Annotated in this window: 19 protein-coding genes; 7 read left to right on the top strand and 12 right to left on the bottom strand. The window is 66.4% G+C overall.

The window, feature by feature from the left end; genetic code table 11:
• Positions 1-64 precede the first annotated feature (64 nt).
• The 11 genes from WK25_RS09045 to WK25_RS08995 all read right to left on the bottom strand — a co-directional run bounded on the left by WK25_RS09045 (position 65) and on the right by WK25_RS08995 (position 11912).
• The gene (locus WK25_RS09045) at positions 65-1156 is read right to left on the bottom strand and encodes a C40 family peptidase (RefSeq protein WP_069241462.1); all 1092 of its coding nucleotides are present in this window, start codon (positions 1154-1156) and stop codon (positions 65-67) included.
• 235 nt (positions 1157-1391) lie between these two features.
• A complete protein-coding gene (locus tag WK25_RS09040) occupies positions 1392-3206 on the bottom strand; it encodes a PhoH family protein (protein WP_040144327.1) in 1815 nt (604 codons plus the stop codon).
• Between the two features lie 332 nt (positions 3207-3538).
• Entirely contained in the window at positions 3539-4000 is a 462-nt protein-coding gene (locus WK25_RS09035; protein WP_040144326.1) for a peroxiredoxin, read from the bottom strand.
• A 107-nt stretch (positions 4001-4107) separates the two neighbouring features.
• On the bottom strand, positions 4108-5004 hold the full coding sequence (locus WK25_RS09030; protein ID WP_040144325.1) for a polysaccharide deacetylase family protein: 897 nt from the start codon (positions 5002-5004) through the stop codon (positions 4108-4110).
• A gap of 12 nt (positions 5005-5016) precedes the next feature.
• Positions 5017-6072, bottom strand: coding sequence for a bifunctional UDP-4-keto-pentose/UDP-xylose synthase (locus WK25_RS09025; RefSeq protein ID WP_059547613.1), 1056 nt, complete (start codon positions 6070-6072; stop codon positions 5017-5019).
• Complete coding sequence (locus WK25_RS09020) at positions 6069-7016, bottom strand: formyltransferase (protein ID WP_040144324.1); 948 nt, start codon at positions 7014-7016, stop codon at positions 6069-6071. The genes WK25_RS09025 and WK25_RS09020 overlap by 4 nt, the downstream gene beginning before the upstream one ends.
• Positions 7013-8035, bottom strand: a complete 1023-nt coding sequence (locus WK25_RS09015) for a glycosyltransferase (protein ID WP_069241461.1) — start codon at positions 8033-8035, stop codon at positions 7013-7015. The genes WK25_RS09020 and WK25_RS09015 overlap by 4 nt, the downstream gene beginning before the upstream one ends.
• Before the next feature lie 6 nt (positions 8036-8041).
• Positions 8042-9193: a DegT/DnrJ/EryC1/StrS family aminotransferase gene (locus WK25_RS09010; protein WP_069241460.1), complete on the bottom strand. Its 1152-nt coding sequence runs from the start codon at positions 9191-9193 to the stop codon at positions 8042-8044.
• 147 nt (positions 9194-9340) lie between these two features.
• Entirely contained in the window at positions 9341-9712 is a 372-nt protein-coding gene (locus WK25_RS09005; protein WP_040144321.1) for an EamA family transporter, read from the bottom strand.
• A gap of 13 nt (positions 9713-9725) precedes the next feature.
• Positions 9726-11402 (bottom strand): glycosyltransferase family 39 protein, encoded by a 1677-nt coding sequence (locus WK25_RS09000; protein WP_040144320.1) that lies wholly within the window; start codon positions 11400-11402, stop codon positions 9726-9728.
• 135 nt (positions 11403-11537) lie between these two features.
• Positions 11538-11912: an Mth938-like domain-containing protein gene (locus WK25_RS08995; RefSeq protein ID WP_040144319.1), complete on the bottom strand. Its 375-nt coding sequence runs from the start codon at positions 11910-11912 to the stop codon at positions 11538-11540.
• Positions 11913-12226: 314 nt separating this feature from the next.
• Between WK25_RS08995 and WK25_RS08990 the strand changes: the two genes are divergently transcribed.
• The 6 genes from WK25_RS08990 to moaE all read left to right on the top strand — a co-directional run bounded on the left by WK25_RS08990 (position 12227) and on the right by moaE (position 18770).
• Entirely contained in the window at positions 12227-13465 is a 1239-nt protein-coding gene (locus WK25_RS08990) for a pyridoxal phosphate-dependent aminotransferase (protein WP_040144318.1), read from the top strand.
• Positions 13466-13518: 53 nt separating this feature from the next.
• Positions 13519-14847 carry a homoserine dehydrogenase gene (locus WK25_RS08985; protein ID WP_069241459.1) on the top strand — a complete coding sequence of 443 codons (1329 nt, stop codon included), beginning with the start codon at positions 13519-13521 and terminating at the stop codon, positions 14845-14847.
• A gap of 14 nt (positions 14848-14861) precedes the next feature.
• On the top strand, positions 14862-16313 hold the full coding sequence (gene thrC / locus WK25_RS08980; protein ID WP_069241458.1) for a threonine synthase: 1452 nt from the start codon (positions 14862-14864) through the stop codon (positions 16311-16313).
• Positions 16314-16577: 264 nt separating this feature from the next.
• Positions 16578-17825, top strand: coding sequence for a gephyrin-like molybdotransferase Glp (gene glp, locus WK25_RS08975; protein ID WP_059547607.1), 1248 nt, complete (start codon positions 16578-16580; stop codon positions 17823-17825).
• 18 nt (positions 17826-17843) lie between these two features.
• Positions 17844-18101, top strand: coding sequence for a molybdopterin converting factor subunit 1 (gene moaD, locus WK25_RS08970; protein ID WP_040144314.1), 258 nt, complete (start codon positions 17844-17846; stop codon positions 18099-18101).
• Positions 18102-18293: 192 nt separating this feature from the next.
• Positions 18294-18770, top strand: a complete 477-nt coding sequence (gene moaE / locus WK25_RS08965; RefSeq protein WP_040144313.1) for a molybdopterin synthase catalytic subunit MoaE — start codon at positions 18294-18296, stop codon at positions 18768-18770.
• 58 nt (positions 18771-18828) lie between these two features.
• On the opposite strand, the gene WK25_RS08960 is transcribed toward moaE, so the two are convergent.
• Positions 18829-19389: a group III truncated hemoglobin gene (locus tag WK25_RS08960; RefSeq protein ID WP_069241457.1), complete on the bottom strand. Its 561-nt coding sequence runs from the start codon at positions 19387-19389 to the stop codon at positions 18829-18831.
• Between the two features lie 278 nt (positions 19390-19667).
• Here WK25_RS08960 and WK25_RS08955 point away from each other — a divergent pair, with 278 nt between their 5' ends.
• Positions 19668-20180, top strand: a complete 513-nt coding sequence (locus WK25_RS08955) for an Rrf2 family transcriptional regulator (RefSeq protein WP_040144311.1) — start codon at positions 19668-19670, stop codon at positions 20178-20180.
• Positions 20181-20238: the final 58 nt, after the last annotated feature.

The raw sequence follows: 20238 nt of genomic DNA, 5'->3' as shown, positions 1-20238 counted from the left end.
GGCGGAAGCAGGGCGGCAAATGCCGTCGACGTCGTGACGGCCGGGATTCGGATCGGATGACCGGTCAGTAACTGCCGTTCGCGAACCGCGCGATCGGATCGTCTGCCGTGCCGGTGTGCGGGCTGGCGGGCGCGGATTGCGTCGACGCACGCAATACCCGCACCGGCGGCGGCTCGATACTGCGCGCAGGCGCAGGCGCAGGCGTGGCGGCTGCCGGCGGTTCGGCATCGAAGGCCGCAGCCTCGGCGGCCGTCAGCGCCGTCGTCGGAATCGGCGTGCCGACTTCCGTAGCGGCAGCCGAGGCTGTATTGGTCGTTATTGCGGGCAGCGCGTCATTTTCCGATGCGGGCTGCTGCAACGCTGCCTGCATCCGCGGCGGCGGTTCGTACGCATCGGCGGCCGGTGCCGAAGGCGCGGCTGCGGCAGCCGTTACGACCGGCGCAGGCCGCGTGACCGGCGCCGGCGCCGCTCTTGTCGGCGACGGCACATAGGCAGACTGCCGCGCCGCGGCGGCGGTGGCTACGACTGCCGCCGCGGGCGCAACCGCAACGGCAGACGGATTGCGCGGCTCGTCGCGCTTCGCCTCGTAAGTCGGGGCGTCGAACGGTGTCGGCGTCGAGCGTGGCGGCGCGACGCGGCGAATGCCGTCGAAGCGCTTCGCCCAGTACGGATTCGTCAGATAGTCGAGCCGCACGGTGCCGCCGGTCGACGGCGCGTTGACGAAGCGCAGCTTGCCGACGTAGATGCCGACGTGCGAATGCGGCCGCCCGGTCGTGTTGAAGAAGATCAGGTCGCCCGGCGCGATTTCGTCGGGCTCGATCGATACGCCGCGGCTGCTCATGTCGGCGGTCGTGCGCGGCAGGTTCACGTCGGCCGCGCGCCCGATCACGTAACGCACCAGCCCGCTGCAATCGAAGCCGCTGGTCGGCGTGTTGCCGCCCCAGCGATACGGGACGCCGACGAGGCTCATCGCCTGGATCGAGATTTCTTCCTGGCCGACGCTGTGGTCGACGAACTTCGGGAAATTGGCTGGAGGGGGGAACGCGCGCGGTGTCGTGATCTTCGTGCCGGAGGTGTGCGATGCCGACTGCGGCGGCACGCTGGAGCAGGCCGCAAGCAGTGAAACGACGGCGACGGGAACCCAGATTCGAAGCATGACAAGGCGGACGCGCGCGGCGCGTGCGAATCGTATGACGACAGACAGACCAGATGGTAGACGTTCCGGCGGGGCTTACGCAACCATTCCTGAGAATTTACTTGAAGTTTCGCGCGTAAACTGCATTGTTGCGTGACACAGCATCACCTTTTTCTTCGACCCCAAATAAAAACGGCGCTCCGGAAACGGAGCGCCGCGTGGCGTCGAAAGCCGGCCGACCGGCCGGGCCTGCGCGTTACAGGATGTCCGACGCGTAGTCGGCCAGCCGCGAGCGTTCGCCGCGCGCGAGCGTCACGTGGCCGCTGTGGCCCCAGCCCTTGAAGCGGTCGACGACGTACGTCAGGCCCGAGCTGCCTTCGGTCAGGTAAGGCGTATCGATCTGCGCGATGTTGCCGAGGCACACTATCTTCGTGCCCGGGCCCGCGCGCGTCACGAGCGTCTTCATCTGTTTGGGCGTCAGGTTTTGCGCTTCGTCGATGATCAGGTACTTGTCGACGAACGTGCGGCCGCGCATGAAGTTCATGCTCTTCACCTTCAGGCGCGAACGGATCAGTTCCTGCGTTGCCGCACGCCCCCATTCGCCGGCGGCGTCGTCAGTCTTTTGCAGCACTTCGAGGTTGTCGTCGAATGCGCCCATCCACGGCTGCATCTTCTCTTCCTCGGTGCCGGGCAGGAAGCCGATGTCCTCGCCGACGGGCACGGTCGCGCGCGTCACGATGATTTCGTTGTAGCGCTTGTCGTCAAGCACCTGCGCGAGCCCGGCCGCGAGCGCGACGAGCGTCTTGCCGGTGCCGGCCTGGCCGAGCAGCGTGACGAAGTCGATTTCCGGGTTCATCAGCAGGTTCAGCGCGAAGTTCTGTTCGCGGTTGCGCGCGGTGATGCCCCACACGTTGTTCTTGTGGTGACTGTAGTCACGCAGCGTCTGCAGCAGCGCCGTCTTGCCGTTCAGCTCGCGAACGATCGCATGGAATGCCGGTTCGCCGTTCTGCGGCTCGAGGTAGACGAACTCGTTGACGAGCATCGACGCGACGAGCGGGCCCGTCACGCGGTAGTACGTCGTGCCCGTCTTCGTGTCCTGCCAGCTCTCCATCCCCTTCGCGTGCTTGGTCCAGAAGTCCTGCGGGAGTTCGCGCACGCCCGTGTAGAGGAGGTCCTTGTCCTCGAGTACCTGGTCGTTGAAGTAGTCTTCCGCGGGCAGGCCGAGCGCGTGCGCCTTGATCCGCATGTTGATGTCTTTCGACACCAGCACGACCTGGCGGTCCGGCCGGTCGCGCTGCAGCGCGCGCACGACGCCGAGGATCTGGTTGTCGGCCTTGCCTTCGGGCAGGCCTTCGACCGGCGCGATGTCGGCCAGCTTCGTCTGGAAGTACAAGCGGCCGAGCGCCTCGCGGCTGCCAAGGCGCGACAGCGGAATGCCGGCCGAGATCGGGCCGCCGTCAGCGACCAGCGCGTCGAGCGTGCGGCTCACCTGGCGCGCGTTGCGCGCGACTTCGGACATCCCCTTCTTGTGATTGTCGAGTTCCTCGAGCGTCATCATCGGCAGATAGACGTCATGTTCCTCGAAGCGGAAGAGGCTGCTCGGATCGTGCATCAGCACGTTCGTGTCGAGCACGAACAGCTTCTGCAGTTCGGCTTCGGCCGGCTTGCGGTTGCGCGACTTCGTCGCGGCGCCGGCGTCGCGCGCAGGCGTCGCGGCGGACGGCTTGCTCGCGGCGGGCTTGTCATTGCGCGCGACGACGGGGGGCGCGGTCATTGCGGGTTCGGCAGGCGCCGGGATCGGCTGCAGCAACGCGGCGGTTTGTCTGGTCTTGCGGCCGCGTGCGGACGTGCCCGCGGCTTCCGGTGCCGGCGAGGCGACGGCGCGCAGCGGCGCGGCCGTGTTCGCGGCTTCGGTCATCGGTTGGGCCACGCTCGCCGGGCCGAAGTCGCCGGCTGTGGATGCGTCCCCTTCGGCGGATTTCTTCGCGGCTTTCGCGGGCCGCGCTTTCGCCTTGTATTCATCGGGCGGCAGCAGGCTGCCGAGCTTGCTGGGGGGGGTAGGCAAAGGCATGGTGTCCCTCGGGAGGAATCGTGTCGCATGAAGTGCGCCGCTGATCGCATCCTGCGTGACGTAGACGCATGCAGTTTGCGCGCGGTGGCGCACAGGAATTTCGTCTAGCCGGTTCGCCTAAGTGTCGGTCAGCTCCTTGACGAGGTGAGGGCCGGACCGAGAGCCGGCGCGCAGTCCATAAAAAAAGCCGCTGCCCCGTGGACCGGGACATGCGGCTCGGCTGATACCGTCGTGATGCGCGTCAGGTGCCGGAAAGCATCGCAACGGGCACCGGCGCAGCTACGAGAAATATGGGGCGAACTGGCATTCATTGCGGCCCAATATAACGCGCCTCAAAGCGCTTGTACAGCCTTAAGCACGTCGTCCACGTGGCCGGGTACCTTGATGCCGCGCCATGCGTGGCGAAGCACGCCGTCGGCGTCGATCAGGAACGTCGAACGTTCGATTCCGCGCACTTCCTTGCCATACATTTTCTTCATCTTGATGACATCGAACAGCGCGCACAACGCTTCGTCGGCATCGGAAATCAGCGGAAACGGCAGCTCGAGCTTCGCCTTGAAATTGTCATGCGAGCGCAGGCTGTCGCGCGACACGCCAATCACTTCGGCGCCGGCCTTCTTGAACTTCGGATACAGATCGCGGAACTGCAGGCCTTCGGTCGTGCAGCCCGGCGTGTTGTCCTTCGGATAGAAATACAGCACGAGCTTCTTGCCCTTCAGGTCGGACAGCGAAATGTCGCCGCCCGTGGCAGCTGCGGTGAAATCGGGAACTTGACGGTCAACTTCGACGGACACGTGCTTCTCCTGTTGTTATGGAAAGGCGCCGCTCGGGCGGCGCGGTTCGGTAGGGCGTCGCGGCGGCACGCCGCAAGGGCGGGGCAGGCGGCGCCTGCGCGCGAACGTCAGTCGGGCTGGACGATCAGTTCGCCGGAGCGGCCGGGGATTTCGCCCCACGCGACAGGGTACGATGGCAGCGTGTCGCGGTCCAGCGTCGCGTGATAGTCGCCCATCGTCGCAAACGTATGGCCCTGCGCGCGCCATCCCGCGAGCAATTGCTCGAACACCGGCGCGAGCTTCTGGCCTTCCAGTTCCGCATGCAGCGTGAATACCTGGTCGTGCGGGTTGGTTTCGGTGAACTTCAGGATGTGCGCTGCGACGTTGTGCGTGTCGATGCCGTCGATGCCGAGCACCTCGTCGAGCGTCGGCAGCGTGGTCGGCATCTGCACGTGCGACAGTGTGCGGCCGCCGACGACGGGCAGGTACGGCGAATGGCCGCGGCCGTCGGATGCGTAGCGCATCCCCCATGCGTCGATCTGCTCGAACGCGGCGTCGTTCATCTGCCAGCCGGCCGCGCCGTGCGTGACGGGCGGCGCGCCGAAGACGTCGACAAAGCGCGCGTGGCTCTTCTGCATCTCACGCGCGGTCCAGTCGCGATCGCGTGCGCGCACGTTGTCCTGCCAGTACACGTGATCCCACGTATGGATTCCGCATTCGAAGCCGGCCTCGTGAATCGCGCGCATGTCGGCGATCGCGCGCCGGCCGATGTCGGGGCCTGGCAGCAGCACGCCGTACATCAGCTGCTTCACGCCGTAATGCTCGACCACCGACGTGCGCGACACCTTCTTCAGGAAGCCGGGGCGGAACACGCGCCGCAGCGCCCAGCCCGTGTGGTCGGGCCCGAGGCTGAAGAGGAAGGTCGCGCGCGCATTGAAGCGATCGAAGATGCGCGCGAGATTCGGCACGCCTTCGCGCGTGCCGCGCAGCGTGTCGACGTCGATCTTGAGGACGATACGAGCCAAGCGAGCGTCCCGTCAGTTCTGCTGTTCGACGAGCGCGCGTGCGTCGGCGACATGGCCGCGATACGCTTCGAAGATCTTGCGCAGTGCGTCGTCGAACGTCGATTGCGGCGCCCACGCGAGCTCCTGCATCGTGTTGTCGATCTTCGGCACGCGGTTCTGCACGTCCTGGTAACCGTTGCCGTAGTACGCGCCGGAGGTCGTCTCGACGAGCTTCACCTGTTTTGCGGAATCCGCGTATTCCGGGAATTCGGCGGCCAGTTCGAGCATCTTGTGCGCGAGCTCGCGAACCGAGAAGTTGTTCTTCGGATTGCCGATGTTGTAGATCTTGCCCGACGCGACGCCGTTCTTGTTGTCGATGATCTTCATCAGCGCGCTGATGCCGTCGTCGATGTCGGTGAACGCGCGCTTTTGCGAGCCGCCGTCGACGAGGCTGATGTTCTCGCCGCGCACGATGTGGCCGAGGAACTGCGTGACCACGCGCGAGCTGCCTTCCTTCGGCGTGTAGATCGAGTCGAGGCCCGGGCCGATCCAGTTGAACGGACGGAACAGCGTGAAGTTCAGGCCTTCCATCCCGTAGCCCCAGATCACGCGGTCCATCAGCTGCTTCGAGCATGCGTAGATCCAGCGCGGCTTGTTGATCGGGCCGTACGTGAGCGCCGACGCGTCCGGGTCGAACTGCTCGTCCGAGCACATGCCGTAGACCTCGGAGGTCGACGGAAACACGAGGTGCTTGCCGTACTTGACGGCCGAGCGCACGATCGGCAGGTTCGCCTCGAAGTCGAGTTCGAACACGCGCAGCGGCTGCTGGACGTAGGTGGCCGGCGTCGCGATCGCGACGAGCGGCAGGATCACGTCGCACTTCTTCACGTGATACTCGACCCACTCCTTGTTGATCGTGATGTCGCCTTCGAAGAAATGCATCCGCTCGTGGTTGACGAGGTCGCCCAACCGGTCGGTCTGCATGTCCATGCCGAACACTTCCCAATCGGTGGTTTCAAGAATGCGTTTCGACAGGTGATGACCGATGAAGCCGTTCACACCCAGGATCAGGACTTTTTTTGCTTTCATGAATGACGGGAAGAATGAATGAACTGCGCGAATTCCGCGGGCGTCACGACGGTTTCGCCGCCGTCGCGCTGCTGCCACAGCTCGAGAATGGATAGGGCGCGGCTGTCGCCGCAGACGCCGAATAGCGCATTATCGCTTACGTGCAGGCCGGGCGGCAAATCCGCCGCAGCCGCGGCGGCGGCGCTGCCGGGTGCCGCGACGCGCGCGCGGGCGACTACGAACCGCGTGCCGCCGATGTCGGTGAACGCGCCCGGATACGGCGGGGCGACCGCGCGCACCAGGTTGTAGACCTGCGCGGCCGGCTTCGTCCAGTCGATGCGGCCGTCCTCCGGCTTGCGTCCGCCGTAGTAGCTGCCGTTCGCGAGGTCGTTAGGCAGATGCGGCGCGTCGCCCGCGAGCAGCGCGGGCAGCACGCGCCAGAGCGTCTGTTCGGCCGCCACCGTCACCTTGTCGAATACCTGCGCCGCGGTGTCGTCCGGCAGGATCGGCACGGCGGTCTGGCCGACGATCGCGCCGGCGTCCGGCTTCGCGGCCATTTCGTGCAGCGTCGCGCCGGTTTCCGTTTCGCCGTTCAGCACGGCCCAGTTGGTCGGAACCCGACCCCGGTATTTCGGCAGCAGCGACCCGTGCATGTTGTACGCGCCGCGCGGTGCGATGGCGAGCAGGTCCGCCGGCAGCATGTGGCGGTAGTAGAACGAGAAGATGAAGTCGGGCTGCGCGTCGGACACGGCGCGGCGCAGCGCGGGATCGGCGGGATCGGCCGGCGTGACGACCGGGATCCCGTGCTCGGCGGCCACCGATGCGACGCTGCCGAACCAGATGTTCTCGTTCGGGTTGTCCTCGTGCGTGACGACGAGTGCGACGTCGACGCCGCGTGCCAGCAGCACCTGCAGGCAGCGCACGCCGACGTTGTGATACGCGAAGACGACCGCGCGCGGCTTCATTGCGCGGCTCCCGCGCGGTTCGCGGCAGCCGGCACCGGCGGCACGCCTTCGTGCTGCTCGAGCACTGCCTGAATCAGGTAGCGCGGCCGTGCACGCACCTGCTGGTAGATGCGGCCGACGTATTCGCCGAGCAGCCCGAGCGCGAAGATGATCACGCCGAGCAGGAAGAACGTGATCGCGAACAGCGTGAACACGCCTTGCACTTCCGCGCCGACGATGAAGCGGCGCACGAGCAGCAGCACGAACAGCGCCGCGGAGCCGAGCGACAGGATCACGCCGATGAACGACAGCCACTGCAGCGGCACGACCGAGAAGCCGGTCACCAGATCGAAGTTCAGCCGGATCAGGCTGTACAGCGAATACTTCGACTGGCCCGCGAAGCGCTCCTCGTGCGCGACCTCGATTTCGGTCGGGTTCTGCGCGAACGTGTAGGCGAGCGCGGGGATGAACGTGTTGACTTCGCCGCACACGTTGATCGTGTCGATGATGCGGCGGCTGTACGCGCGCAGCATGCAGCCCTGGTCGGTCATCTTGATACGCGTGATGCGCTCGCGCAGCCGGTTCATCATCTGCGATGCCTTGCGGCGCCACAGGCTGTCCTGCCGCTGCTTGCGGATCGAGCCGACGTAGTCGTAGCCTTCGCGCATCTTCGCGATCAGCTTGCCGATCTCCTCGGGCGGGTTCTGCAGGTCGGCGTCGAGCGTGATCACGATCTCGCCGCGCGACTGCGCGAAGCCGGCGAGGATCGCCATGTGCTGGCCGTAGTTGCCGTTGAGCAGCACGACGCGCGTCGTGTCGGGACGCACGTGGAACTGGTCCGCGAGCATCGCGGCCGAGCGGTCGCGGCTGCCGTCGTTGATCAGGATCACTTCGTATGACGTGCCGAGTGCGTCGAGTGCCGGGTACAGCCGCGCGAACAGCGCAGCCAGGCCGTCTTCCTCGTTGTACACGGGGATGATGACCGAAACCTCCGGGTTCGCGGCGCCCGGATGCCCGGCGCGTGCTTCAAGGTGATTCATGTACGCTTATTTTCCGTATTGTTCGCAAATCTGATTGATGGCGTCGGCTACGCGACGCACATCGTCTTCCGTCATCTGCGTGAACAGCGGCAGCGTGACGGTCGAGGCGCCGTACCGCTCGGCGTGGGGGAACATGCCCTCCCTGAAGCCGCGCGCGCGATACAGCGTGAAAAGGTGGATGGCCGGGTAGTGGACGCCCGTGCCGATGCCGCGCTCCTTCATCTGCGCCATGAAGTCCGCGCGCGAGATCGACAGCCGTTCGAGCGGCAGCGTGACCTGGAACATGTGCCAGTTGCCGTTCTCGAAATCGGCGACCGGCAACCCGAGCCCGAGCTTCACGGCCGGGCCGCCGCCGAGGGCCGCGAAATACGCGCGCGCGAGCGCGCGGCGCTGCGCGGTGAAGCGCTCGAGGTGCGGCAGCTGGCCGAGACCGACGCGCGCGGCGACGTCGGTCATGTTGTACTTGCCGCCGAGCACGTCGCAGTCCATCCCGTCGAAGCCGGTGCGCGTGATGCCCTGCAGCCGGTACTTCTGCGCGAGCGCCGCTTCGGCGTCGTCGTTCAGCACGAGTGCGCCGCCTTCGATCGTCGTCAGGTTCTTGTTCGCGTGGAAGCTGAACGACACGATGTCGCCGATTGCGCCGATGCGTTGGCCTTTCCACGTCGAGCCGAGCGCCTGGGCCGCGTCCTCGATCACGCGCAGGTTGCGGGCGCGCGCGATCGCGTACAGGCGGTCCATGTCCACCGGCAGGCCGGCCAGGTAGACCGGGATGATCGCCTTCGTGCGCGGCGTGATCGCCTGCTCGAGCTTGTCGAGGTCGATGTTGCGCGTGACCGGGTCGATGTCGGCGAACACCGGCGTCGCGCCGGTTTCGAGGATTACGTTGCTGGTCGACACCCACGTGGCGGGCGTCGTGATCACTTCGTCGCCGGGGCCCACGCCTGCGATGCGCAGGCCGATCTCGAGCGTGCACGTGCCGGAGTTGAACGCGCGCACCGGCCGGCCGCCGCAATACTCGGACAGCGCGGCTTCGAACTTCTGGTTCTGCGGGCCGGTGGTGATCCAGCCCGAGCGCAGCACTTCGACGACGCCCTGGATGGTTTCCTCATCGATCTCCGGGCGGGTGAACGGCAAAAACGGAGCGGTAGTCTGGCTCATGAATGCGGTTTGCCTGTAATGGCTGGTAATAAAGGGGCGGGCGATCCGGCCCGAAACCGGCATTAAACACCGGTTGAGCGTTTCGTACCGTGATTTTTTGTAGGCGGGCGCTTAATGCCCGCCGGTGCGACCGGGCCGGCCGCGCGCTCAGCTGCGCGCCAGCACGAGCACGCCGATCAGGATGATCCCGATGCCGACGAGCCGCTGCACCGACAGCACTTCGCCGAACAGGTACCACGCGGCGAACGCATTGACTACGTAGCCGAGCGACAGCATCGGGTACGCGATCGACACGTCGACCCGCGACAGCCCGAGGATCCAGACGACGACGCTCAGCACGTAGCAGCCGAGACCGCCGATGATCGGCAGCTGGGTCGCGATCTTGAACCCGACCGGGATGATGTTCGCACGGCTGAATTCGAAGTGTCCAACGGCGTTGACGCCGGCTTTCAGCAGAAGTTGCGCACAGGCGTTGAGCATCACGCCGGTGATGATGCAGACGAACGAAACGGGATTCATGCGGCGGGCGTCCTTACGATTGCGGTTTCTCGACGATCACGCGGCGGTTGTCGCGCGCGATCACGCGCATCGGCACGTGTTGCTGGACCAGCGAGTCGTACTGGCCGGGCGGCATGATCGCGAGCGCATGGGGTTCCTGCTTCCAGCGTTCGATCCATTGGTCGACGGTCGGGATCCACTTGTTCGGCTCGACCGAAATCCCGAACGAGAGCTCGTCCTTGCGCTGGACCATGATCGTCGTGTGGCCCATGTAGAACGGGAATGTGTGATCGAGCATCTCGATCGAGTAGAACGGCGTGTCCGGCGGCAGCTTCGCGAGTTCGGCGCGCACCGCGGGCGCGAGCAGCGCGCCGGAGCTGTAGCGGCCGAACTCGTCGTGTCCGGTGCCGCCGATCGTGCCGAACGCGAGCCACGCGGCGCCGAATGCGGTGATCGCGGCCGCGACGCCCGCGCGGCGGTTCAGCCATGCGGCCGCGAGCGTGAGCGCACCCGCGACTGCGAGGCCCACGTAAAGCCAGACCTGGAACGCGCGGTACAGCGCGTTCGGTGTGCGTGCGTCGCCCTGGTATGCGAGCGCGATGATGCCGAATGCCGCGGCGACGAAGAACACCAGATAGCCGAGCAGGTGACGGCGGAACTGCTCTGCGCTCATCAGCGGCAGGTACGCGCCGATCATCAGCGCGAGCGCCGGCGCGACCGGCAGCACGTACGAGATCAGCTTCGAATGCGACGCGCTGAAGAACAGGAAGATGAACGCGCTCCAGATCAGCAGCACGAGCATCGGCGAGAATCCGTTCGGCTGGCGCGGCATGCGCACCGCATGGCGCACGCTCTGCCATGCGACCGACAGCCACGGCAGGAAGCCGACCAGCAGCACCGGCACGAAGTAGTAGAACGGGCCCGGACGATTCTGTTCCGGCGTCAGGTAGCGGCGGAACTGCTGGACGATGAAGAAGAAGTTGAAGAACTCCGGGTTGCGCTGCTGGACAAGCACGAACCACGGCGTGACGATCGCGAAGAAGATCACGAGGCCGCTGACCAGATACAGCCGCTTCCATAGCGCCCAGTCGCGCGCGATCAGTGTATAGAGCACCAGCACGGCGCCGGGCAGGATCAGCCCGACGAGGCCCTTGGACAGCACGGCGAACGCCATCCCGGCCCAGCACGCCCACATCCAGCCGCGCACCGCACCGGCGCGCAGGCCGGGCCGCTGCGCGAGCAGCAGCGCGCACAGCGACACCGCCATCCAGAACGCGAGCCCCATGTCGAGCGCGTTGAAGTGGCCCATCAGGTTCCAGTACGGCGAGCACGCGAGCACGACCGCCGCGAGGAAGCCGGACAGCGGGTTGAACAGGCGCGCGCCGGTGAAGCCGACGAGCAGCACGCCGGCGAAACTCGCGAGGCCCGTGTAGAGCCGCGCCTGCCATTCGCCGATCCCGAACCATGCGAAGGTCAGCGCGTTCAGCCAGGTTTGCAGCGGCGGCTTCTCGAAGTACTTGTAGCCGTTGTAGCGCGGCGTGATCCAGTCGCCGGTGACGAACATTTCGCGCGCCATTTCCGCGTAGCGGCCTTCGTCGCTCGGGATCAGATGGCGCAGGCCGAGCGGCGCGAACCAGACGATCGCGAGCGCGGCGAGCAGGAGGACGAACGTGATGCGGTTGAGCGGTAGCCTCGACGGCGTATCGTTCATGGATTTTCAGCCTGTTGGTTATTGTGACGGGCGGCCGGCGCTTGGCGCGGGCGGCGGGCGGCCGGGCGGGTCGGATCCGGGCTATGTTCCGGGGATCGACCCGAGGCGCCGGCCGCAGTTTTACCGCATCGGCGATTAACGTTCAATTAAGAGCGCGGCGGCGACTTTGCGGCCCTCGGCCATCAGGATGTTGTAGGTGCGGCACGCGGCCTGGAAATCCATCGTTTCGACGCCGATCCGCCGGGCTGTCAGCGCGGCCACGAGTCGCGGATGCGGAAAGCGCAGCCGCGCGCCGCTGCCGAAGATCACGAGCTCGGGCGCCGGGTCGAGCAGCATCGCGAAGTGCTCGGGCGCGAGCGCGTCGAACGACGACACGGGCCAATCGCGCACTGGTGCGCCGGGCAGCACGATGACACTTCCTTCGTGGCGCTGGAGGTTGACGTCGACATAATCGGGGCCGTAGCCGGTAACGGTGTTGAGCGCGCCGCTCGAGTCCTGGTGCAGTTTCAAATCGGTATTCCGCGGTTCCGTAGGGGGAATGTCTGACATGGGCCAACCGGGCCCGGGCGGCCGGTTTCATGCCCGGCGCGCGCGGGACGCCTGTCGGCGCGGGCCCGGAGCGGCCATGGTGCATTGCGAAAGTCGGCCAAAATCCGCTAAATTATAACTTTTTGGTCGCCTGCGGGCGTCCCTTGCGTCGTGCGCCGCCACAAGCCGCGTCCGGCCGCCGCTTTTTCCCAGTCTAGACAGCGCGCGCAGACCGGCCGCTCTCCAGTTTTGATCCCGTCCCCCGGCCGCAAGGCCAACCCAGGAACCGTGTTGTCGTGAAACCGATTCAGAAGTCGAACAAGCTGCTCAACGTCTGCTACGACATCCGTGGCCCGGTGCTCGAGCACGCAAAGCGCCTCGAGGAAGAAGGCCACCGCATCATCAAGCTGAACATCGGCAACCTCGCGCCGTTCGGATTCGACGCGCCGGACGAGATCATCCAGGACATGATCCGCAACCTGCCGGCGTCGTCCGGCTATTCGGATTCGAAGGGCGTGTTCTCCGCGCGCAAGGCCGTGATGCACTACACGCAGCAAAAGGGCGTCGTGGGCGTCGGGCTCGACGACATCTACATCGGCAACGGCGCATCCGAGCTGATCGTGATGGCGACCCAGGCGCTGCTGAACGACGGCGACGAAGTGCTGCTCCCCGCGCCCGATTATCCGCTGTGGACGGCCGCCGTGAGCCTGTCGGGCGGCACGCCCGTGCACTACGTGTGCGACGAGCAAAACGCGTGGATGCCCGACCTCGACGACATTCGCCGCAAGATCACGCCGAACACCAAGGCGATCGTCGTGATCAACCCGAACAACCCGACCGGCGCGCTTTATTCCGACGAATTGTTGCTCGAGTTGCTCGAGATCGCGCGCCAGCACGGGCTGATCGTGTTCGCCGACGAGGTCTACGACAAGATCGTCTACGACGGCCTCGAGCACACCGCGCTGGGTTCGCTGTCGGAAGACGTGATCACGGTCACGTTCAACAGCCTGTCGAAAAGCTACCGGTCGTGCGGCTACCGCGCGGGCTGGATGGCCGTGTCGGGTCTCGGCGGCGACAACCGCCGGCGCGCGAAGGATTACCTGGAAGGGCTCGGGATCCTGTCCTCGATGCGCCTGTGCGCGAACGTGCCCGGGCAGTTCGCAATCCAGACCGCGCTCGGCGGCTACCAGAGCATCAACGAGCTGATCGTGCCGAGCGGGCGCCTTTTCAAGCAGCGCGAACTCGCATACGACATGCTCACTTCGATTCCCGGCGTGACGTGCGTGAAGCCGCAGGCCGCGCTGTACATGTTCCCGCGCCTCGATCCGAAGCTCTATCCGATCCAGAACGACCAGCAGTTCATCCTCGACCTGCTGCTCGAGGAGCGCGTGCTGCTTGTGCAGGGAACGGGCTTCAACTGGGCGGCGCCGGATCACTTCCGCGTGGTCTTTCTGCCGAATCTCGACGATCTGGCCGATTCGATCAACCGGATCGCGCGCTTCCTCGACGGCTACCGCAAACGCCACTCGGTGTGAGCGGACAGGGCCTCCCGGCATTCATTCATTCTTACTCATCGATCACACGCAGCATGGAACCGATCAAAGTTGGCCTGTTGGGCTTCGGCACCGTCGGCAGCGGCACCTTCACGGTGCTGCACCGCAACCAGGAAGAAATCAAGCGACGCGCGGGGCGCGGCATCGAGATCGCGCGCATTGCGGTGCGCAACCCGGCCAAGGCGCAGGCCGCGCTCGGCGCTCACGCCGGCACCGCGCAGATCACCGATGACTTCAACGCGGTCGTCGACGATCCGTCGATTTCGATCGTCGCGGAGATGATCGGCGGCACGGGCATTGCCCGCGACCTGGTGCTGCGCGCGATCGCGAACGGCAAGCACGTCGTGACCGCGAACAAGGCGCTGCTCGCCGTGCACGGCACGGAGATCTTCGAGGCCGCACGCGAGAAGGGCGTGATGGTCGCGTTCGAAGCGGCCGTCGCCGGCGGCATCCCGATCATCAAGGCGCTGCGCGAAGGTCTGACGGCCAACCGCATCCAGTACATCGCGGGCATCATCAACGGCACGACGAACTACATCCTGTCGGAAATGCGCGACCGCGGCCTCGACTTCGCGACGGCGCTGAAGGCCGCGCAGGAGCTCGGCTACGCGGAAGCCGATCCGACCTTCGACATCGAAGGCGTCGATGCCGCGCACAAGGCAACCATCATGAGCGCGATCGCGTTCGGCGTGCCGGTCCAGTTCGACCGCGCATACGTCGAAGGCATCAGCAAGCTCGACGCGACCGACATCCGCTATGCGGAAGAACTCGGTTACCGGATCAAGCTGCTCGGCATCGCGCGCCGCGCCGCGAACGGCATCGAGCTGCGCGTGCACCCGACGCTGATTCCCGAGAAGCGCCTGCTCGCGAACGTCGAGGGTGCGATGAACGCGGTCGTCGTGCACGGAGACGCGGTCGGCACGACGCTGTACTACGGCAAGGGCGCGGGCGCGGAGCCGACCGCGTCGGCGGTCGTCGCGGATCTCGTCGACGTCACGCGCCTGCACACGGCCGATCCCGAGCATCGTGTGCCGCATCTCGCATTCCAGCCGGACAGCCTGTCGAACACGCCGATCCTGCCGATCGACGAAGTGACGAGCGGCTATTACCTGCGTCTGCGCGTGGCCGATCAGACCGGCGTGCTTGCCGCCATCACGCGCATCCTCGCCGAATCGGGCATCTCGATCGACGCGCTGCTGCAGAAGGAGTCCGAGCAGATCGAAGGCGCGAATGGCGAGACCGACATCATCCTGATCACGCACGAGACGGTCGAGAAGAACGTCAACGCAGCGATCGCGCAGATCGAGAGCCTGGCGACGGTGGTCTCGAAGGTAACGAAGCTGCGCATGGAAGCGCTGAACTGAGGACCAGGAACGACATGAACTACATCTCCACGCGCGGCGCCGGCATCGGCGAGCGCCATACGTTCTCCGACATCCTGCTCGGCGGCCTCGCGAAGGACGGCGGGCTGTACCTGCCGGCCGAGTACCCGAAGGTGTCGGCCGACGAGCTCGCGCGCTGGCGCACGCTGCCGTACGCGGATCTCGCATTCGAGATCCTGTCGAAGTTCTGCGACGACGTCCCGGCCGACGACCTGCGCGCGATCACGCGCCGCACGTACACCGCCGCCGTCTACAGCAACACGCGCCACGGCGAAAACGCGTCCGACATCACGCCGCTGAAGACGCTCGGCACCGAGAACGGCACGGCGCTGTCGCTGCTGGAACTGTCGAACGGCCCGACGCTCGCGTTCAAGGACATGGCGATGCAGCTGCTCGGCAACCTGTTCGAATACACGCTCGCGAAGCACGGCGAGGCGTTGAACATCCTCGGCGCGACGTCGGGCGATACCGGCAGCGCGGCGGAATACGCGATGCGCGGCAAGGCCGGCGTGCGTGTGTTCATGCTGTCGCCGCACAAGAAAATGAGCGCGTTCCAGACCGCGCAGATGTTCAGCCTGCAGGATCCGAACATCTTCAACCTCGCGGTCGAAGGCGTGTTCGACGACTGCCAGGACATCGTGAAGGCCGTGTCCAACGATCACGCATTCAAGGCGCGGCACAAGATCGGCACGGTGAACTCGATCAACTGGGCGCGCGTCGTCGCGCAGGTCGTCTACTACTTCAAGGGCTATTTCGCGGCGACGACATCCAACGACGAGCGCGTGTCGTTTACGGTGCCGTCGGGCAACTTCGGCAATGTCTGCGCGGGCCACATCGCGCGGATGATGGGCCTGCCGATCGCGAAGCTGGTCGTCGCGACCAACGAGAACGACGTGCTCGACGAGTTCTTCCGCACCGGCGCGTACCGCGTGCGCAGCGCCGAGAACACGTATCACACGAGCAGCCCAAGCATGGACATCTCGAAGGCGTCGAACTTCGAGCGTTTCGTGTTCGACCTGCTGGGACGCGATCCGGCGCGCGTGATGCAGCTGTTCCGCGACGTCGAGGAGAAGGGCGGGTTCGACCTCGCGGCGAGCGGCGATTTCGCGCGCGTGGCCGAGTTCGGCTTCGTGTCGGGGCGCAGCAGCCATGCCGACCGCATCGCAACGATCCGCGACGTGTTCTCGCGCTACGACACGATGATCGATACGCATACGGCCGACGGTGTGAAGGTCGCGCGCGAGCATCTCGATGCGGGCGTCCCGATGGTCGTGCTCGAGACCGCACAGCCGATCAAGTTCGGCGAGACGATCCGCGAGGCGCTCGATCGCGAAGCCGAGCGTCCGGCCGCGTTCGACGGGCTCGAGGCGCTGCCGCAGCGCTTCGAGGTCGTGAAGGCCGACGCGCAGCAGGTGAAGAACTTCATCGCCGCGCATACGGGCGCATAACCGCGCATCGGCGCGCACGACGTTGCACCGCGCCGCCGCGGGCAAGCCCCGCGGCACAGGACGGCCGGAATGCCGATTCGTCGAACGAGTCGGGGTTCCGGCCGTTTCGTTTGGCCATTGACGCGCGGCCAGCCGTGTTGCGAAACCGGCGCCGGTGCCGCGCGTTCGCGCCGATCACAGTTTTCGCATGACGGCCATATCGCACGTGGGCGCGACGGCGTCGCTACAATGACGTATTGACTCCAACGATCCCCGATTCCATCGATGTCGAACCCGAATCCCGCGGCGCCGCGCGCGCCGATGCTGTCGACCGCCGAGGCGCTCACGGCGCTGCTCGATGCCGCGCAGCCGCTGCCCGGCACCGAAACCGTCGCGACGCTCGATGCGCTCGGTCGCGTGCTGGCGGCCGACGTAAGCTCGCCGCTCGACGTGCCGCCGATGCACACGAGTGCGATGGACGGCTACGCGGTGCGTGTCGCCGATCTGCTGCACGGCGAGCGGCGCCTGCCGGTGTCGCAGCGGATTCCGGCCGGTCATCCGGCCGCACCGCTTGCCGCGGGCACGGCCGCGCGGATCTTCACCGGCGCGACGGTGCCGCCGGGCGCCGATGCCGTGGTGATGCAGGAGCAGACGGCGGCCGACGGCGACGCGGTTGAAATCCTGCACACGCCGAAAGCCGGCGAGTGGATCACCGCGCAGGGCGCGGACATCCGCCAGGGGGCGGTGATCCTGCCGGCCGGCACGCGGCTCACGCCGCAGGCGCTCGGTCTTGCCGCGTCGGTGGGTTGCGCGCAGTTGCCGGTCGCGCGGCGGATTCGCGTCGCGGTGTTCTTCACCGGCGACGAATTGACGATGCCGGGCGAGCCGCTGAAGCCGGGCGCGATCTACAACTCGAACCGCTTCACGCTGCGTGCGCTGCTGGCGCGGCTCGGCTGTCACGTGACCGACTACGGGATCGTGCCCGACTCGCTCGCCGCGACCCGCGATACGCTGCGCGAAGCCGCACGCGATCACGACGTGATCCTGACGAGCGGCGGCGTATCGGTCGGCGACGAAGATCACGTGAAACCGGCGGTCGAGGCCGAAGGGCGGCTCGCGCTGTGGCAGATCGCGATGAAGCCCGGCAAGCCGCTCGCGTATGGCGCGGTGCGTCGCGGCGACGGCCGCGCAGATGCGCACTTCATCGGGCTGCCCGGCAACCCGGTATCGAGTTTCGTCACGTTCCTGCTGTTCGTGCGGCCGTTTCTGCTCCGCCTGTCCGGCGTGCGCGACGTTGCGCCGCGCGCGCTGTCGCTGCGCGCGGACTTCTCGCAGAGCAAGGGCGACCGGCGCAACGAATTCCTGCGCGCGCGCATCAATGCGGCCGGCGGTCTCGATCTGTTCCCGAACCAGAGTTCGGCGGTGCTGACGTCGACGGTGTGGGGCGACGGCCTGATCGACAATCCGCCGCAGCACGCGATCAGCGCGGGCGAGACCGTGCGTTTCATTCCGTTTTCCGAACTGCTGTCGTAACGCGACGGCTTCCCGACCATGAAGATCCAGCTGAAATTCTTTGCAAGCGTGCGCGAGGCGCTCGGTGTGTCCGACGAGCAGGCCGACGTGCCGGACGGCGTGGCGACCGTCGGCGACGTGCGTGCGTGGCTGCGGCTGCGCGGTGGCGCGTGGGCCGAGACGCTTGCCGAAGGGCGCGCGCTGCGCATGGCGTGCAATCACGAGATGACCGATCCCGGCACGCGCCTGACCGACGGTTGCGAGGTCGCGTTCTTTCCACCGGTGACGGGCGGCTGAGCGTTGCATGTGGCCCGACTAAATCGGGTCGACTGCGAAGCATGGGACCGGAGTAAGCGCTAAAGCGCTAACTCCGATCGACCGCGAAGCATGGGATCGGAGTAAAGCGCTAAAGCGCTAACTCCGATCGACCGCGAAGCATGGGATCGGAGTAAGCGCTAAAGCGCTAACTCCGATCGACAGAGACAGACAATGGCTACGGTACGAGTACAGACGGACGATTTCGACCTCAGCGCAGAAGTCGCGGCATTGCGTGCGCGCAACCCGAAAATCGGCGCGGTCGCGTGCTTCGTCGGCACGGTGCGCGACCTGAACGAAGGCGATTCGGTCGCCGCGATGGAGCTCGAGCACTATCCGGGGATGACCGAGAAGGCGCTCGAGAAAATCGCCGCCGACGCCTGCCGCCGCTGGCCCGGGATCGACGTCGCGATCGTGCATCGGGTCGGCCCGCTGCTGCCGCTCGATCAGATCGTGATGGTCGCGACCGTTGCGTCGCATCGCGGCGACGCGTTCGCGTCCTGCGAGTTCGTGATGGACTACCTGAAGACCGAGGCGCCGTTCTGGAAGAAAGAAACCACGCCGGACGGCGAGCGCTGGGTCGATGCGCGCAGCAGCGACGATGCGGCGCTCGCGCGCTGGGGCGTCGAATCGGGCAACACGCGGCGATGAGCGCGGCGGCCACATCGTGCGACGCCGTGCCGCGGTGAGCCGGCGCTGCTTCGCCGCGTTACGCGTCCGAATCGACGCCGCGGCCGATGATTCGGGTCGGAAAAGGCTCGCCGCGCGCGCGTGACGGCAGCGCATGCGGATCGTCGCTCGTGTCGCGGCGGCGCGGCGCGATTGCGTCGAGCAACGCCTGCTGCTCCGGCGGAATCTGGTAATCCCAACCGAAGCGGCTCAGCTGCAGGCTCTGCGCGATCCGCAGCGCCGGTTCCATGAAGCGGACGGCCGCCGCCGGCTCGTAGCGGGCCTCCACGGTCCTCAGGAACAGCGACAGCCAGCGGCTGAAGTGTGCGGGCTCGATTCCGTCGAGCGGCTGGTGCGCCTGCTGCACGTTGCCGCGATAGCCCTTGGTGCCGAGCACGAGGCTCGACCAGAAGCTGACCATCTTCGGCAGATGCTCGTCCCAGCGGCCTTCGAGCTTCGCGTCGAATACGGGGCCCAGCAGCGGATCGGCGCGCACGCGATCGTAGAACGCGTACACGAGCTCGCGGATGTTGTGTTCGGTGGGTTCGGCGTCGCGCGGGCGGGCCGGCGCGGTATCGGACGAAGCGGGCAGGACAGTCATGGCAAAAAGGGCCGGGAAAATCGGAATATGGGCGACGGGGCCACAACGCGCCGGGTGGCACGGCACTGCGGACAATGCGTGGGACGCCGGTCGGATTTTGACGCAAAATAGCGTCCACCCAGGCAAGAATAATGCGTAGATTGAATGCATCTTATTGCGCGCGGGCGGTTCCGGCAACCCCGGGCCTTCAGATGGTGTCGGGCAGCCGGCCCGGCGTGCGTCCGGATTGACCCGGTTTGCGTAATCGCGGCACGATCAACAACTTTCCGTATTCGCTCATGAGACTCACCGACTACACCGACTACTCGCTGCGCGTCATGCTGTACCTTGCCGTGCGCGGCGAGGGGCTCGCGACGATCCAGGAGATCTCGGACGCCTACGGCGTGTCGAAGAACCATCTGATGAAAGTCGTCCAGCAGCTCGGCGAGCTCGGTTGGGTCGATACCGTTCGCGGGCGCAACGGCGGGCTGCGGTTGTACCCCCATTCGCTGCAGCTGACCGTCGGCCAGGTGGTGCGCGCGACAGAGAACGATTTTGCGCTGGTCGGCTGCTTTGCGGCCGACGGCGAGTCGCGCGGCTGCGTGATCGAGCCGCAGTGTCGTCTGAAGGGCGTGCTGGCGGCCGCGCGCGATGCGTTCTTCGCGGAACTCGATCGTCATACGATTGGCGAGTTGGCGGTGCCCGCGTCGCCGCTCGTCACGTTGCTCGGTATTCGTCCGGTCACGCCCGTGCGCGGCGCCGCGTCTGACGGCGACGCGCAAGTGTCAGCCGAAGCATCGTCGAAGGCCTGACACGCCTGCACCGCACCGCTCGTCCCGCTGCAGTGCCCGGCGAGGGCTGCGGCGCGCC

Origin of the sequence: Burkholderia latens (genome assembly GCF_001718795.1) — a bacterium.
Taxonomy (GTDB): domain Bacteria; phylum Pseudomonadota; class Gammaproteobacteria; order Burkholderiales; family Burkholderiaceae; genus Burkholderia; species Burkholderia latens_A.
Note: the sequence above shows the minus strand (reverse complement) of the source record. Positions and strands in the feature narration are given on the sequence as shown.